Origin of the sequence: Bradyrhizobium sp. LA2.1 (assembly GCF_040547725.1) — a bacterium.
Classification (GTDB): Bacteria; Pseudomonadota; Alphaproteobacteria; order Rhizobiales; family Xanthobacteraceae; genus Bradyrhizobium; species Bradyrhizobium barranii.
Genome location: NZ_JBEPQI010000012.1, coordinates 231,912 through 247,234, shown reverse-complemented (window position 1 = coordinate 247,234; position 15,323 = coordinate 231,912). Strand labels below are relative to the sequence as shown.

Annotated in this window: 15 protein-coding genes; 12 read left to right on the top strand and 3 right to left on the bottom strand. The window is 60.5% G+C overall.

The features are described from left to right. The first annotated feature begins 96 nt into the window (after nt 1-96). The 9 genes from ABIB95_RS24490 to ABIB95_RS24450 all read left to right on the top strand — a co-directional run bounded on the left by ABIB95_RS24490 (nt 97) and on the right by ABIB95_RS24450 (nt 8,133). The gene (locus ABIB95_RS24490) at nt 97-546 is read left to right on the top strand and encodes a YbhB/YbcL family Raf kinase inhibitor-like protein (protein WP_247303147.1); all 450 of its coding nucleotides are present in this window, start codon (nt 97-99) and stop codon (nt 544-546) included. Nucleotides 547-951: 405 nt separating this feature from the next. Continuing rightward, nucleotides 952-2,052 carry a pyruvate dehydrogenase (acetyl-transferring) E1 component subunit alpha gene (gene pdhA, locus ABIB95_RS24485; RefSeq protein ID WP_247303145.1) on the top strand — a complete coding sequence of 367 codons (1,101 nt, stop codon included), beginning with the start codon at nt 952-954 and terminating at the stop codon, nt 2,050-2,052. Further along, the gene (locus tag ABIB95_RS24480; RefSeq protein WP_247303173.1) at nt 2,045-3,025 is read left to right on the top strand and encodes an alpha-ketoacid dehydrogenase subunit beta; all 981 of its coding nucleotides are present in this window, start codon (nt 2,045-2,047) and stop codon (nt 3,023-3,025) included. The genes pdhA and ABIB95_RS24480 overlap by 8 nt, the downstream gene beginning before the upstream one ends. Nucleotides 3,026-3,045: 20 nt before the next feature. Further along, a complete protein-coding gene (locus ABIB95_RS24475; protein WP_354242720.1) occupies nt 3,046-4,146 on the top strand; it encodes a dihydrolipoamide acetyltransferase family protein in 1,101 nt (366 codons plus the stop codon). 43 nt (nt 4,147-4,189) lie between these two features. Then, nucleotides 4,190-4,354: a hypothetical protein gene (locus ABIB95_RS24470; RefSeq protein WP_247303140.1), complete on the top strand. Its 165-nt coding sequence runs from the start codon at nt 4,190-4,192 to the stop codon at nt 4,352-4,354. Between the two features lie 341 nt (nt 4,355-4,695). Next, nucleotides 4,696-4,830, top strand: a complete 135-nt coding sequence (locus tag ABIB95_RS24465; RefSeq protein WP_256468602.1) for a hypothetical protein — start codon at nt 4,696-4,698, stop codon at nt 4,828-4,830. A 303-nt stretch (nt 4,831-5,133) separates the two neighbouring features. Beyond that, nucleotides 5,134-5,526 (top strand): hypothetical protein, encoded by a 393-nt coding sequence (locus ABIB95_RS24460; protein ID WP_247303139.1) that lies wholly within the window; start codon nt 5,134-5,136, stop codon nt 5,524-5,526. After that, nucleotides 5,513-6,628 carry a DUF1254 domain-containing protein gene (locus tag ABIB95_RS24455; protein ID WP_247303137.1) on the top strand — a complete coding sequence of 372 codons (1,116 nt, stop codon included), beginning with the start codon at nt 5,513-5,515 and terminating at the stop codon, nt 6,626-6,628. The genes ABIB95_RS24460 and ABIB95_RS24455 overlap by 14 nt, the downstream gene beginning before the upstream one ends. Before the next feature lie 53 nt (nt 6,629-6,681). After that, the gene (locus tag ABIB95_RS24450) at nt 6,682-8,133 is read left to right on the top strand and encodes a DUF1214 domain-containing protein (protein ID WP_354242717.1); all 1,452 of its coding nucleotides are present in this window, start codon (nt 6,682-6,684) and stop codon (nt 8,131-8,133) included. A gap of 337 nt (nt 8,134-8,470) precedes the next feature. On the opposite strand, the gene ABIB95_RS24445 is transcribed toward ABIB95_RS24450, so the two are convergent. The 3 genes from ABIB95_RS24445 to ABIB95_RS24435 all read right to left on the bottom strand — a co-directional run bounded on the left by ABIB95_RS24445 (nt 8,471) and on the right by ABIB95_RS24435 (nt 11,929). After that, nucleotides 8,471-8,671, bottom strand: coding sequence for a DUF6494 family protein (locus ABIB95_RS24445; protein ID WP_212491321.1), 201 nt, complete (start codon nt 8,669-8,671; stop codon nt 8,471-8,473). Nucleotides 8,672-8,978: 307 nt separating this feature from the next. Beyond that, entirely contained in the window at nt 8,979-10,787 is a 1,809-nt protein-coding gene (locus ABIB95_RS24440) for a serine hydrolase (protein ID WP_354242714.1), read from the bottom strand. Continuing rightward, nucleotides 10,787-11,929, bottom strand: a complete 1,143-nt coding sequence (locus tag ABIB95_RS24435; RefSeq protein ID WP_354242711.1) for a serine hydrolase domain-containing protein — start codon at nt 11,927-11,929, stop codon at nt 10,787-10,789. Before ABIB95_RS24435 ends, ABIB95_RS24440 begins: the two co-directional genes overlap by 1 nt. 466 nt (nt 11,930-12,395) lie before the next feature. On the opposite strand from ABIB95_RS24435, the gene ABIB95_RS24430 reads away from it, so the two are divergent. The 3 genes from ABIB95_RS24430 (at nt 12,396) to ABIB95_RS24420 (ending at nt 14,925) form a co-directional block, all read left to right on the top strand. Next, complete coding sequence (locus tag ABIB95_RS24430) at nt 12,396-13,433, top strand: IS110 family RNA-guided transposase (protein WP_231144034.1); 1,038 nt, start codon at nt 12,396-12,398, stop codon at nt 13,431-13,433. A gap of 477 nt (nt 13,434-13,910) precedes the next feature. Next, nucleotides 13,911-14,414 (top strand): IS110 family transposase, encoded by a 504-nt coding sequence (locus tag ABIB95_RS24425; protein WP_354242707.1) that lies wholly within the window; start codon nt 13,911-13,913, stop codon nt 14,412-14,414. Further along, nucleotides 14,296-14,925 carry an IS110 family RNA-guided transposase gene (locus ABIB95_RS24420; protein WP_354242704.1) on the top strand — a complete coding sequence of 210 codons (630 nt, stop codon included), beginning with the start codon at nt 14,296-14,298 and terminating at the stop codon, nt 14,923-14,925. The genes ABIB95_RS24425 and ABIB95_RS24420 overlap by 119 nt, the downstream gene beginning before the upstream one ends. Nucleotides 14,926-15,323: the final 398 nt, after the last annotated feature.

Below are 15,323 nucleotides of genomic sequence, written 5' to 3'. Positions count from 1 at the left end.
TCATCCTCAGCGCAGCCGATCTAGTGAGGTCGAGCCCGTCTCTGAGGAACTCGTCAAGCCCGAGCCAATGTCTCCTGCAGCCCGATGGAGAGAGCCATGAAGCTCGTTTCAAGCGCGCTCGCTGACGGAGCAGCAGTTCCACGGCGCTTCACCTGCGATGGAGAAAACCTCTCGCCACCTTTGCAATGGTCGGACGCGCCGGGGGGAACGCGGAGTTTTGTCCTGCTCTGCGACGATCCCGATGCACCTGCCGGCACATGGCACCACTGGGCGGCCTACGATCTTCCGCCAACAGTCACGGAACTTGCTGTCGGTGCCGCGCAGAACAAGAACATCAAGCAGGCGGTCAACGATTTTCGCAAAATGGGGTATGGCGGCCCGTGTCCGCCCCATGGCCATGGACCTCACCACTACCACTTCCGGCTGCTCGCGCTCTCGACCGACCATCTTTCGGCAAAGACCAATGCGTCCTGCCCTGAGGTCGAGCGAGAGGCACGCAAGTACGCCATCGCGGAGGCGACCCTCGTTGGTAGGTATGAGAGATAGTACCGGGAGAAGTGCCGCTCACCCGTGCGTGAAGTCACCGGGTTTCAATCCGAGCGCTTTGACAGCGGCTGCGGGAAGCGTCCCCAACGCTTCGACGCTCTCATTCGGGGCCATGATTGCTGCGACAATTGCTTCGGCCTTGGCAGGATCTCCCTCGGCCACGAAATAGACCGAGCGAAGGGCTGTGCCGCCACCTCGCGGTTCAGTTGTTACCAGGACAACCTGACCATTCGCCATGGTTTGATATACCACCGTGGCAGTGCCGCTTCCATGTCGCATGGAGCCCCATAACCGCAATGCGGCAGTGCCCCCTGCGCGCCGAAGCGACTCGCCACGGTATTGCAACGTCGCGGCACCAGCACCAAGTGAGCTGTGGGGGGGCGAAATCGCTCCCGGAGCGAGACCGTGGCCAGCAAAAGGGTGGCAAACGAAGGGCTCCCGGTGATCGCGCACTTCGAGGTGCGCCGCCGCAATTACCTTGCGTCAGACGGCTCTATAGACCGGCCGCTCCCTGCGTTCGCCACCGATGCCAAGCTGCTCGTCGGGCTTTATCGGGCCATGGTGCTCCTGCGGCTTTTTGACAGAAAGGCTGTCGCATTGCAGCGTACCGGCCGGCTCGGGACCTATGCGGTTTCGCTCGGGCAGGAGGCGGTGTCGGTCGGCATCGCCAGTGCAATGCGGGAAGAAGACGTGCTGTTGCCCTCCTATCGCGACAATGGCGCGCTTATCTGGCGTGGCGTCAAACTGGAGGAGATATTGCTGTTTTGGGGCGGGGACGAACGGGGCAATCGCTTCTCCGGACCGGTCCACGATTTCCCGTTCTGCATTCCCGTCGGATCACAGGCACCGCATGCTGCAGGCGTCGCCTATGCGTTCAAGCTGCGGAGGGAACCGCGTGTCGCCGTTTGTATGTTCGGCGACGGCGCCACCTCGAAAGGCGATGTTTACGAAGCGATGAATTTTGCCGGTGTGCACAAATTGCCGGTCGTGTTCGTCGCCACCAACAACCAGTGGGCTATTTCGGTGCCGTTGCGACTGCAGACTGGTTGCGAAACGCTGGCGCAGAAGGCCATCGCCGCCGGGTTCGCTGGCGAGCAGATCGATGGGTGTGACGCGGTGGCGGTGCGTGCCGCGGCTGAGGAGGCCATTACCGCAGCCCGCGACGGCAAAGGCCCCCGCTTCATCGAGGCGGTCACCTATCGGCTCGGCGATCATACAACTTCCGATGATGCATCACGCTATCGCTCGGCCGACGAAGTACGAGCTCATTGGAAGGAAGAACCGATAGCGCGCTTGAGGACCCATCTTGTTGGCCAAAAAATGTGGACCAAAGCGGACGAGGAGCAGCTTGCCGCCGAGTGCTATGAGCGCATCGAAGCGGCGGTCGAACGCTATCTGACAATTGAGCCGCGTCGACCCGAAACCATCTTCGATCACCTGTATGCCGATCTGCCCGAGGCCTATGCCGTGCAACGCCGGGAACTCGCGGGAGAGAACGATGCCTGAGGTAACCTTGGTCGAAGCCGTCAATCTGGCGCTTGCCCGCGCGATGGAGGATGATCCGGGTGTGCTCGTTCTTGGCGAAGATGTCGGCGTCGATGGAGGCGTTTTCCGCGCGACCGTGGGCTTGCAAAAGCGCTTTGGATCGGAGCGCGTCCTCGATACGCCGCTTGCCGAACTCCTCATCAGCGGGCTCTGCGTCGGCATGGCGGTGCAGGGGCTAAAACCAATCGGCGAGATCCAGTTCATGGGATTTCTTTATCCCTGCTTCGACCAACTCGTGAACCACGCATCCCGCATGCGCAATCGCACCCAGGGACGGCTCACCTGTCCCATGGTCCTGCGCACTCCGCATGGGGCCGGCATTCGCGCGCCCGAGCATCATTCGGAAAGCACGGAGGCGATGCTCGCCCATATTCCTGGCTTGCGCGTCGTGATGCCTTCCTCGCCGGAACGTGCCTACGGACTTCTGCTCGCAGCGATCCGGAATCCCGATCCAGTGGTGTTTCTGGAGCCAACCCGCCTTTACCGCGCGGCGAAAGGCGAGGTGGAAGACAATGGCGAAGCCTTGCCGCTGGATCTCGCCTTTGTCCTGCGGGAGGGGCGCGACATCACGCTGATCAGTTGGGGCGCCACGCTGAGGGAAACCATGGCGGCTGCCGATGCACTCTCGGCCGAGGGCATCGCCGCCGAGGTCATCGATCTCGCCACGCTCAAGCCCTATGATGAAGATACCCTGCTTGGTTCGGTCGCAAAGACCGGGCGTTGCGTCATCGTGCACGAGGCGGCACGCACCGGGGGATTCGGAGCCGAGATCGCAGCACTTATCGCGGAGCGCGGCCTGTCCTTTCTGCTTGCGCCCGTGACCCGCGTCACCGGCTACGATACGGTCGTCCCAATGGCACGCCTCGAGCAACACTACATGCCTTCGGTCGAACGTATCGTGACCGCCGCCCGCAAGGTTTGCCAGTTCAGCTAGATTCCAACGGACTTTGTCCCATGCGCCAGCTCACGTTGCCGGATCTTGGGGAAGGTCTTGAAGAGGCGGAGATCGTCAGTTGGTATGTCAGCGAAGGCGATCACGTCGTCACCGATCAGCTGCTCCTATCCGTCGAGACCGACAAGGCGGTCGTTGAGATACCGTCGCCGTCGAACGGACGCGTCGCGCACCTGTTTGGCACCAAGGGCGATATCGTGAAGGTCGGCATGCCGCTCGTCGAATTTGCCGAGGGCGCCGAACCGGACACCGGCACCGTTGTCGGCGAACTCGGCGGCGGCGAAGCTGCGCAGGCGGTAGGAATCCCTTCTGCGCGCCCCACCGGGCAGGAGCTCAGGGTGTTTCCGGCAGTGCGCGCGCTCGCGAGCAAACTCGGCGTTGCCCTTGACCTCGTCGATGGCACAGGATCCGGCGGCACCATCACGCGGGCCGATGTCGAACGGGCTGCCAAGAGCATGTCCCACAGCGGTCCAGCCGAGCCCCTGCGCGGTATGCGGCGCGCGATGGCGCAACGCATGGCGGCATCTCATGCCGAAATCGCCCCCGCCACTGTCACCGATGACGCCGACATTGACGATTGGCGGCAAGGCGAGGACGTGACGATCCGGCTGGCGCGGGCCATCGCCGCCGCCTGCAAGGCTGAGCCCGCGCTCAATGCCTGGTATAATTCCGCGTCCGGCGAACGGCGTCTGATCGAGCGCGTTGATCTCGGCATCGCCGTCGACACCGAGGGCGGCCTCATCGTTCCCGTGTTGCGCAACGTCGCTGAGCGGAGCGTACCGGATTTGCGGGCAGGACTCGACCGCCTGCGGGCTGACGCGATCGCGCGCTCGATACCCCCGGAGGAGCTACGCGGCGCCACGATTACGCTGTCGAATTTCGGGATGATCGGGGGGCGGTTTGCGAATCTGATCATCGTGCCGCCGCAAACGGCAATCGTAGGCGCTGGCCGGATCTCCCAACGGGTGGTCGCGCATCGGGGCCAGCCTGCGGTGAGGCGCACCCTGCCGTTGTCGCTCACCTTCGACCATCGCGTCGTGACGGGCGGCGAAGCCGCACGCTTCTTGGTCGCGCTCAAGTCAGATCTTGAGCGGATTTCGTGAACCAGCAGTTCGACGCGAATCGTGGACCGATTGGAGCACGATCATGAGGACCTTGTTGCAGCTCGTGCTTTCCATTGTTGCCGTCGCGCAGGAAGCGACCGCGCAGGACGTAGAATGTGTCCGCGAGCGCGCCGCCATGGTCGAAACCATCCGGGTTCTCGATGCCATCGACGCCCGCTTCGCCGCCGACCAAACCAAGCGAGCATAAGAGCGGGAGTAGACTCGGGGACACTGGCCAAACGCCGGTGACCAAGACGCGTGGGGCGGCGGAAGCACAACGCGAATTGCGCGTGGACAGTACCCACAGCCGGGTGCTGTTCATATCTAGCCCTTAGTCGAACCAGGCGAAAAGCTGGAAGCCGCAGTGAACAAGCCCCCGTCGTGGTGACGACCCTAGCACGGCAACGGTAATGGCGTGCGTGGCAGTGCCGGTGTTCGGCGATGTAAGCCGGAGCGAACCGTCTATCCTAAGTTCGGTGCCGTCTCCGAGTAGTGGCCTGATTTGATCTAGCTCAATGAACCATTCCCTGCCCTCCGGGACCTTGTGGCATGACGAAGCCCGAGGAACAGAGCGAGGCAAAGGAGCCCAAGCCCTCCCGGTTGGAGGAGGCGCGGCGGATCATTGAAGAGTACGCCAACGACCTGCGGGAGATCATCCGGAAGCTACGTCGCAAGATGAATTAAGGCCGACTCAGTTGGCGGCTCCAATGTCACACTGTTAGCCTCAGTTTGCGGCCTCTCTCATTTTACGATGTCGCTTTCTGGCCGGCCCTTCGGCGAAGTGGCGGCACGACTCGTTGAAGTCCGTTCAATGGGGCATAGCGGACTGGATTTGCTCACGTTAAGTTCTTCGCATTTTGACCCTCAGCGGACCTTTCGCCGTCGTTGGCGCGTGCGTTGAGCGCTCTGCCGGAAACACATAGCGCCGGATACAACCTCGGATTATATTCTCTCGAACTGCCCTAGCCGCATATAGGGAGGTCACCCATGCCCACACGTCGCGATACCCTTTCGCTCCTTCCTGCGGGTCTTCTGATGGCGGGAGGTCTGGCCAGCGCAAGCGTAGGCGTCACCGGAGTTGCCTCAGCGAGCGAACGACCGGCCGACATCAAGAGAACGCGAATTGGCGACCTGCGGTATGAAGCGGGATTTCCGACTGCCGAGACGGTCAAGAAGCTGTACGACGAGCTCGACTTCCAACGCGCTGTGCTGGCCTACCAGTACGTGGACCCACTCGTCGCAATGAACGAGTTGAACACGGGGTTGCAGCAGGTCGGCGGGCGCGAGGGGGACTGGTATCTCCTTCAACATTTCCTCGACCACGCATGGTATCGCCCTGACCGGCAACAGCACGACAATCTACGCGATGGGCTTCCTTGATCTCAGGAAAAACGGTCCCATGGTCGTGGAGGTTGCGCCCGGTTCGTATGGCGCCTTTTTTGATTTGTGGCAGCAGACCATCGCTGGCGTCGGCGCGATTGGTGAGGATAAGGGCAAAGGCGGTAAGTTTCTTGTTCTTCCCGTCGGTTTCAACGAAGCGGTCCCCGAGGGCTACTACAGGGTCACTTCGCCGACGTCACTGGCCGCGTATTTTGCCCGTGGTATCGTCCGTAATGGCGATGTTGCAGGAGCAGCAGAGAGCTTGGAGACCACGCGCATCTACCCGCTGTCAGAGCGAAATGACCCGCCGAAAACGACCGTCGTGCTGACCTCGGGCAAGGACTGGAACTCAATTGCACCAGAAGGCTTCAAGTATTGGGAGCGCGTCGCAGAGGTCGCCAACTATGTGAGCGAGAGCGAAGATGGCGCTTTCCTGCTGGCCTTGCTCAAACCGCTCGGCATTGAACCTAGCAAACCCTTCGACCCCGATCCACGGATGAGGCAAATCCTCACTGAGGCCAGTGACGTCGCTTGGGCGATCGACCAAGCAATCAGCATGGCCCCGCGTCTCAAGGACGTCGTCTATTACCCCGGCACGCAATGGGAGTTCGTGCTCATGCTGAACCCCGGCTTGCGAGACAGGTACTGGAGCGACCTTGAGGCGCGGATCAATTACTATTTTCAGGCGACAATGGCATCGCCTGCCATGAAGGAGAAGCACCTCGGTGAGGGTTCGCAATATTTGCGCTCCGCACGTGACAGTAAGGGTGATTGGCTGAACGGCTCCAATCAATATCGGCTGCGCGTCCCCGCCAACATGCCGGTGAAGGAGTTCTGGTCGGTGACGGTGTACGACTTCGAGACGAGGTCGATGGTCCAAATCGACACCGACGTGGCAGCCAAGTCCACCTACGACAAGCTCGCGACCAATGCCGAGGGTTCGATCGATCTGTACTTCGGACCGACGGCGCCCTCAGGCAAGGAAAGCAACTGGATCAAGACACTGCCGGGACGTGGTTGGTGGGTGTGGTTCCGCTTCTATGGCCCGACCGAAGCGTTCTTCGACAAGTCGTGGAGGTTGCCGGATTTCGAGAAGGTCTGACGAAGTAAGCGCACTGAGGATTCGACCTACGGCGAATGAGTGGGAGCAACAACATGAAAAGCACCATCTTGAATACGTTGCACTCCGCCGCCGTCGTGATGACGCTGTGCACGGCGGCCACCATCGCCCCGCAGGCGTCGGCGCAAAACCCGCAGCCGCCAAACCGTCAAGACTCCGCCGATCAACTTCTTTACCGCCGCGCGTTCGAGGTTGCCTTGTGGGCCATGCCCGCGGCGGACAGCTTTGCCGCCCGGGAAGCAGTGAAGCGAGATTTGCACGGCAAGCCGAATGATGTGGCGATCAACACCAAGCCGCTGAACTCGGATATCCACCTGGTCGCTCTGCAGACCCAGACTCCGTATCTGCAAGGCGCCTTCGATTTGAAGGATGGGCCCATCGTGGTCGAAATCCCCGCTGCTACCAGCGAGTCCCATCTATACGGAACGATCTGTGACGCTTGGCAGCGCCCGCTTGACGGGATTGATGTTGGTAAGGATGGCTGGGACGAGGGAAAGGGCGCCAAATATCTTCTGTTGCCACCCGACTACAAGGGAGATGTGCCCGCCGGATACAAGACCATGCGGAGCCGCACCTACCTGCAGAATTTCCTCATCCGCTCGATCTCGACGGCCGGCTGGGATGCCGCCGTGGAATACGCATACACGATGAAGGTCTATCCCTTGGCGCAGGCGACAAGCCCGGACAAGACGACCTTCCTCGATATGTCGGGCACCGTGTATCGCGCCGCTCCGGTATTCGATGCTGGATACTTCAACCTGGTCGACATGCTCGTGCAGGAAGAGTCTGCGAATGACTACGACAAGACCATGTTTGGGATGGCCGCATATGTCGGCATCGAGAAAGGCAAGCCCTTCAAGCCCGATGCTCACACCGTGCAGATCCTCGAACGCGCGGCGAAGGATGCGCAAGCATACCTGATCCAGATATCGAACGGCGTTGCATTGGTCCCTGCTGAGGGGCAACCCGGCTGGACCCGTTTCAACCTGCACAAGGAGGATATCGCGAAAGGCCGCCTCTACGTCTACGAAAATGCGGATGGGACGATCGACTATCAACGGCGCGCAGCGATTGATTACTGGGCCTATGTCATGCCCGCCGTTCTCGGAAGCGGAACCATGTACAACGCCGCGTTCGTCGACGCGGAGGGCCGTCCAATAGACTCGACCAAGAATTACCGGCTCCGGATGCCGAACGGCTTTCCTGCCCGGAATTTCTGGTCCGTGTTCGCCTATGACGGCCGCACCCGCACCTTCATCGCCAACAGCAAGAAAGGCCGCCAGCTTTCATCCCTCGACAAGCTGGTGAAGAACCCCGACGGGTCCACAGACATTTATATCGGTCCCGCCGCTCCCAAGGGTCTGGAATCGAACTGGATTGAAACCATCCCTGGAATTGATCTTTTCATGGGCCTGCGGACCTATGGTCCTGAGAAGGCCGTATTGGATGGAGCGTACAAAATTCCACGCTTCGAACTGATGAAATAGGTCGGGGTGACGACCTAAGGTCCGCACATGGCCCCTTTGAGACATGCCAGGGCGGTCTGACGATGTCCGTTGATCGGGGTAGAGCAGAAGTCTCGTTTCGGGGCAGTCAGGACCGTTGTTGACCCGAAGGCGACGTTCGGCCGGCTTGGCTAGGAGCCGACGTCTCGGAGCGTCGCCATCAGAATTACTGCGGCGACGAGGAACTCGAAATGATCGCTTGTTTCAGCCCCTTACGCCCATAGACAAGGAAAGTCGCAACAAGGATCGCTAGGCCGGCGACCGCAATGATAGCCTTCGTGAGGATCAAGGCCATGACTTCCCACAGCCGGGACAATCGTCAGAGCTCGACTGTTTCCTCGACCACATGTTTCAGCGGCGTCCCCTCAGCGGACAGGGTCATTCGCAGTTTGAGCTTGTCACCCTTCACCTCCCCGCTACGCACTAGGTTCTCAATTTCACGCTGCGATGTAACTCCGACATGCTTCAGAAATTTACGGATAGCCATATTGAAGCGGTCTTCATCGAACTCGGCGGTCATGGCTGTTCTCCCTGATCGGGCAGGCAAAGTCTAACACGAGGCGAGCAAAGACGAAACATCGAGGCCCCGCTCGCGTCGCCGCCGACTTCCTCGTCAACCTGATTGCCTGGACCTCGGCCCGAAGCTGAAGACTACACCTGACGCTGCGATGTCGGCCGTCTGAGGTAGACCGGACACGGCTGGCGCTGTCCTCGATCGCCGCTTGTGACCCTGAGCGGAAGTCGAGACCGCCACCATCTCGGGCCGCCGGACACCTGATGTTCGAGCAACGCAAGCTCCCGCCAATTTCATCAGCTGTCAGTGTGCCTTATTGTGCGAGTACGCCGCGTTGCTCCCATGGTCCCGGATTGAGAACCGCGCCGTTGACTTTGCCGGCTGCGTCTCTGACGAAGGCGATCCGCGTGTGATCGCCACTCTCGACCTGGAATTCATCCTTTGAGCGAACCGCCACCGATGTCGGCTGGCCCTTGTCGGAATCAAGGATCGACCAGCCGCCTATTGCTGTAACGACGAGCTTGCCGTCCGCGACACGGATCCGAAGCTGGATGCTGCGAAAGGGGACCGCCTCCCGGGCAAAGGCAACAACAAGCGGATCGTGCTGCCCCTGCCGGGTGATTTTGAACTTGATCGTGGCGTTGACCGGGCCTGAAATCCGGCCAAGTACAGCTTCCAGGGTCAGGCCATCGATCGATGCGTCGTCGATGGAAGTGATGAGGTCTCCCGCCATCACGCCGGTCCTCGCGGCGGGACCTCCGTCGGCCGGCGCATCCCTTCCGCGCGACGTTTTCCGAGAAGACGGAATAAGCACCCGATCAAGCCTGCCCGAACTGCGCGACCACGCCCGACCATAGTCGCCAGATTTCGGGGGACTTTTCATCGACGGCGGTTTGCACCATGACCAGCTTCGAGGGCGGATCAACAAGGATACGCTGCCCGAGATGGCCCAACATTGCGAATTGCCGTCTGCTTCCGGGAAACAGGTAGAACTGATAGCCGTAGCCGAACCCTCCCTCGGCCTTGCCAGATAGCCGTCGGAAGCGCGCACCGTGGTTGCATCGACCATCCATTGCGCCGGGATGATCTGTTTGCCGTCCCATGCTCCGTCGTGGGCGAGCAGGCGGGCGAGCCGGGCATAGTCGCGCAACACGGCGTTGAAGAAGCCGTGCGCCACTTCATAGCCTTCCGCGTCGATCAGCCATTTGGCATCGGCTTCCGTGCCGATCGGCTGCCACACCTTTTCCTGGAGATAGTCGGAGAGTGATTTGCCCGTTGCGTAACGCAGCACCAGACCAAGCACATCCGTTTCGATGCTGGCGTAGCGGAATTGCGTACCCGGCGGCGCGATCCGCCGATTGAATTGCGCGATGTTGGCAACGGTGCCCTTGTTGGAAAACCAGTGCTTGCGCACCATGTCGCCCCACAAGCGATCGAGGTCGCGGCCGCTGCCTTTGCCTTCGTCGGCCTGCTCGCCGCACTCCACGCCCGACGACATGTGGAGCAGCGCGCGGAGCGGCGTCGCGCCATATTCGGTGCATTTCAAGCCAGGCACATACGTTTCCGCGGTATCGTCGATAGATTTGATCGCGCCTTCCGAGATCGCGATACCGACCAGCATGCCGGTGATCGATTTTGCCATCGACTGCGATATCAGCCGGTCGCGATCGGTACGGCCGTATTGATACTGCTCGACTAGGATCCGGTCATCCTTGGCGATCAGCAGACCCGTCACTGGATTGCGCGACAGATAATCCGCAAGCGAAGAGCGGCTTCCCTTGTACTGGTAGCTGACATCCGCCTGCGTTCGCTTGAACGGCCAGGCCGTGGCTGCGCGACTGACCAAGCGCGTTGGAAAAATCTCGTCGTAATGACTGAATGCCCCGACGCGGTATTTTGGCGAAGCCGGATTGCCGGGCTGGTAAACGCGCCAGCGATCCTTCACCGGATAGTTCTCGGTGGCACCGTAAAGCTCTGCATCCGGACCAGCAGCGGAAAAAACCGGGCCACCGCCGCTCTCGGCGGCCCAACTCCACTTGACCGACGCAGCAACACAACTCGCCGCAAGTCCGGTCAGAGCCGAGCGACGCGAGGGTGCTTTCTCGCCACCGCCGAAAGACATTACGCCGCCGCCTTCTTGGCAAGCCCGAACGCGTCCGCAAGCCCCCACCCGGTCCCATAAGCCGGACCCGCTTCATGGCCAGCGAGGTGGATGTCGGGCGGCAGCGAATTTGTCATCATCAGCCGGGCCGTTTCCGGTTTCAGAATGCGCGCACCGTCAAGCTCGCCGCCGTTGAGCAGCATCTGGCAGAAGCGCAGGAAGTCGGGGACCGTCGAAACGATACCCCCGCCGCCTGAAAAGAACGTTTGCGGCGTCGCGACGTCGCCATCTGAAAGAGGTGGCGGCTGCGCGCCCGGCACGGCGACGAGACGGGCGAGTTTTTCCTCCGGCACATGGAAGCCGGTGTCAACCATCCCAAGCGGCGCGAACAGGCGGTTTTGCAGGAACTGGTCGAACGGCTGGCCCGAGACGACTTCGATAACGCGCCCGAGCACATCGTAACCGATCGAATATTCCCAGACTTCACCCGGCTGGTGCAGCAGCGGGAGTGTGCCGAGGCTGGCCACGAACGAAGCGATCGGCTTGTCGCGCCGGAACAGCGCCCGCGCGCCGTAAAGCAGGTGTACCGCCGCATTGCCAAATCCGGGGTCGGCGTAGTCCCCCATGCCACAAACCAGACCGGAAGTATTGCGCAGAAGGTCCCGGATGGTCATCGCGCGCCTCGCCGGTTCAAAAACCTTCTGCGCAAGATCCAGGAGGATCGGATCCCCTGTGGCCGGATCCTTCTTGACGACCTGCATATCCTTTAGCCCCGGCAGATACTGCGCCACGGGAGCATCGAGGTCGAGCTTGCCTTCATCGACCAGCATCATGGTGGCGACGCTGGTGATCTGCTTGGACATCGATCCGATGCGAAAGATCGAATCCGGCCGCATCGGAATTTTCTTGTCGTGATCCTCAAAACCGGTGGGCTGCAAGTAGGCCAGTTTTCCGCCTCGGGCGATCCCAACGACAAAACCGGAGGGATCACCCGTTTTAGTGTGCGTCTCAAACCAAGACGTGATGCGCGCCAGCCGTTTCGCCGAAAAGCCGAGAGTGTCCGGATCGCCGACGATCTGCAAATCGTCGGCAAGCGCCGAATCCACCAGCAGCGTAAGCGCCGCCAGCGCAGTCAATAAAATGGTAAACCGCTGATATAGCATAAGGAGGCCCGTTGTCGCAGCTCATTGCGGGGAAGGATCTCCGCGACGGGCGCCGCGAGCCTCTCTCGCAGCCTGTAACCCGTCACGGCAAAACCCGGCCGGCACTCTCACTCTCAGCCTCTTCTGGCGGAATCGGCGCCGCCGTGACCAAGCGGCCAGCTAGCTCGGCATGCGAGAGTGCCGCACGCAGACAAATGACAGAATGCGAAATCTGCGAGGCGCTCCGCCCTGCGTTCCATTCTTCGGGACTTAGCCTTGAGGTGATTTAGGGCCGCAGGCCCGATCAGGCGTGCGCCAAGGGCGCATCGCCTCAACGCAAAATGGCACCCGCAGGAGCGTGAGCATAGCGACGCCGAAGGCGGCACGCGGGACCGAGTGCAGCGACGAGATGAAGTAACCGGGCACCGACCTCCCGGGCGCATAATGCGTCGACCGATTCGTCCAACAAGATGAGCTGGAGATCCTGATGAATTACTTCGCTGGACTCGACGTGTCTCTCAAGCGCACAGCGATCTGCATCGTTGATCGAGATGGAAATATCGTCCGGGAAGGAGTGACGGATACCGAACCCGAGGCACTCATTTCCTGGCTGAGAAATACCCGCCTCGCTTTGCAACGCATCGGGCTAGAAGCCGGACAGTGTTCGTCCTGGTTGCACAAGGGGCTTTCGGAAGGTGGGCTACCCGTCGTTTGTGTTGAGACCCGACACGCAAAGAGCGTGATGCAAGCTCAAACTGTCAAGACCGACCGCAACGATGCTCGTGCACTTGCGCAAATGATGCGAACAGGGTGGTTTAAGGCGGTTCACGTCAAATCTGAAGACAGCCAAAAGCTACGGGCGTTGATGGGCAGTCGCCGGTGCCTGATCGACAAGCAACGTGACCTCAATAATCATATTCGGGCCGCACTTCGAACGTTCGGATTCAAAATGGGCCTTATCGGCCAAAGCCGGTTTGAAGAACGCGTACGCGAGCTGATCGTGGCTGATGGAGATTTACAAGCCCTCGTCATTCCATTGCTCGAAGCCCGGCGCATGCTCGGCGAACAAGCACGCGTGTTGACGCGCCTAATTGAGCGCCTGGTTCGCAGCGATGCTACTTGCCGCCGGTTCATGACAGTTCCTGGCGTTGGCCCCCTGACAGCTTTGGCATTCAAGACAACCATCGATGACCCAGGCCGCTTCCGTAAATCACGGCATGTTGGCGTCCATCTTGGACTGACCCCAGGCAAATACGCGTCCGGAGAAATCGACTACAACGGGCGCATCACCCGGTGCGGCGATGCCTTTGCTCGAGAGCACCTCTTTGAAGCCGCTCACTCTTTGATGGTCAACACCAGACGGTGGTGCTCATTAAAGGCATGGGGCATCCGCATCGCTAAACGCAGTTCCATGAAAAATGCGCTGGTCGCGGTGGCCCGCAAGATATCCATCATCCTGCACCGTATGTGGTGCGACGGCACCGACTTCCGGTGGGAAAGATCGGAGGGCGCAGCGGCCGCTTGATACCTGAACGCACTGATCAACAGAACACGGCCGAAAGGCTGTCAAGGAGTCCGGCAGGACGAGGAATGGCGAGGGTGATAACCGGTCTGCAGCGCGAGCTGATCGCGACTGCGCTCCCGAGATGGTCCCGCCACTTCTTCACGAACATCATCATGAGGCGGAGATCCCGACCTCGAAGAGAAGCGCGATCGCCGGATAGCTTGACGCCACGGGAGGTTCGGAAGGCACAGTGACCATGCGGCAATAAGACTCGATTTGCTACTTGACGCTCCAACCCCGGTTAGAGAAGACCGGTTAAGAGGGCACCCGGGAACGGGGCAGTGATAGCGACGCCGGCATACTTCATGACGGCGGGCCCCTTTCCCGAGTGCCCCCGGCGAGGAGCTCCGCAGCCCTTGCGCGAGCTGGGGTAATCCGATCCCGGCCACTCGCTAATCTTGTGCCGGGGTTGATTCGGCTCAGCAAAGGAGACAAGCGATGACCCTGTATGTCGGACTGGATGTTTCACTAAGAATGACATCAATCTGCGTCGTCGAGGCGGATGGCTCGTCGGTATGGGAAGGCAAAGCCGAAAGCGAGCCAGTTCCGTTGGTAAAGGTGCTTTCGCCTTGGCGCGACAAAATCGCTCTCATCGGGATCGAGGCTTGTCCGCTTTCCGAATGGCTTTACGGCGCATTGGTTGAGAGTGGGTTTCAGATCGTTTGCATTGAGACCCGGCATGCACAGCGCTTCTTGTCCTCTCGTCCCAACAAGACCGACCGCAGCGATGCGCGCGGCATCGCTGAGATGATGCGCCTCGGACAATATCCATCGGTGCACGTGAAGAGCAAAGCGTCACTCGCGCAAGAAGTTCGTCGATCACATGCTGGCGATCGAAGACACAATCCGGGGATTGATGAAGGTGCATGGGTTAAAGCTTGGTGCAGTGCACCGAAGCCGTTTTGCGGTGAGGGTCGAAACTCTGCTCGCGGATGCGCCTGACTTGCGGATGGCCATCGAGCCACTGCTCGAAGCGCGCAACATGATGCGTAAGCACAAAGCCCTCATGGATCGGCAGCTTTCGCAAATGGCTCGCAAGGATGATGTTTGCAAGCGGTTGATGACCGTATCCGGCGTTGGACCGCTCGTGAGCTTATCGTTCAAGGCGACGATTGACGATCCAGGGCGGTTCAAGGATTCCAGGGCCGTGGCGGCGCATCTGGGATTGACCCCTCGCGTTTATCAGTCAGGCGAGATTGATCGATCAGGCAATATCAGCAAATGCGGTGACAAGCTGATGCGGCATGCGCTCTATGAAGCCGCGAACTCGCACATGCGGATTTCCAAAAAGTGGTCGACACTTCGGGCCTGGGGCGTCAAGCTCGCCAAACGTATCGGGTCCAGAAAAGCGTGCGTGGCAGTTGCCCGCAAACTCGCGATTATCATGCATCGGATGTGGGTCGAGGAAACGGACTTCCGCTTCGGAAAGCCGCCTGTGACCCAACCCACATAAGGAGCGTCCCGGCGTAACGATCTGCTCTGCCGAGGACGTGGGGAGGGTCAGTCCGTTTCGATCCCTGTGCTGTGCTCAAGCACGCGCTGTGAGCTTGGACGACCCAACTCGCCGGACCCCATCATGGAGCATGCCGCAGGGCTGACTCCGGACAGAAGCGCGGGCCAGGCAGCGGTGGATCGCGGAACGATAGCCGCATGATGCGGCAACGATCGTTACCCGAATGGGCGGAGACACCGGCAAGCGGTGGCTCCGGTCGCGGATCTATGCCCGAGACTAGAGCGTGACCGCCCGAAGGGCTGGCCGCCCAAAAATCATTTCTCAGTTTGCCCCAATAGCAGACATTTGGAGGACTAAAGCGGAGGTCCGAAAAGGGCCGATATTGTTGCAAAAGTCGG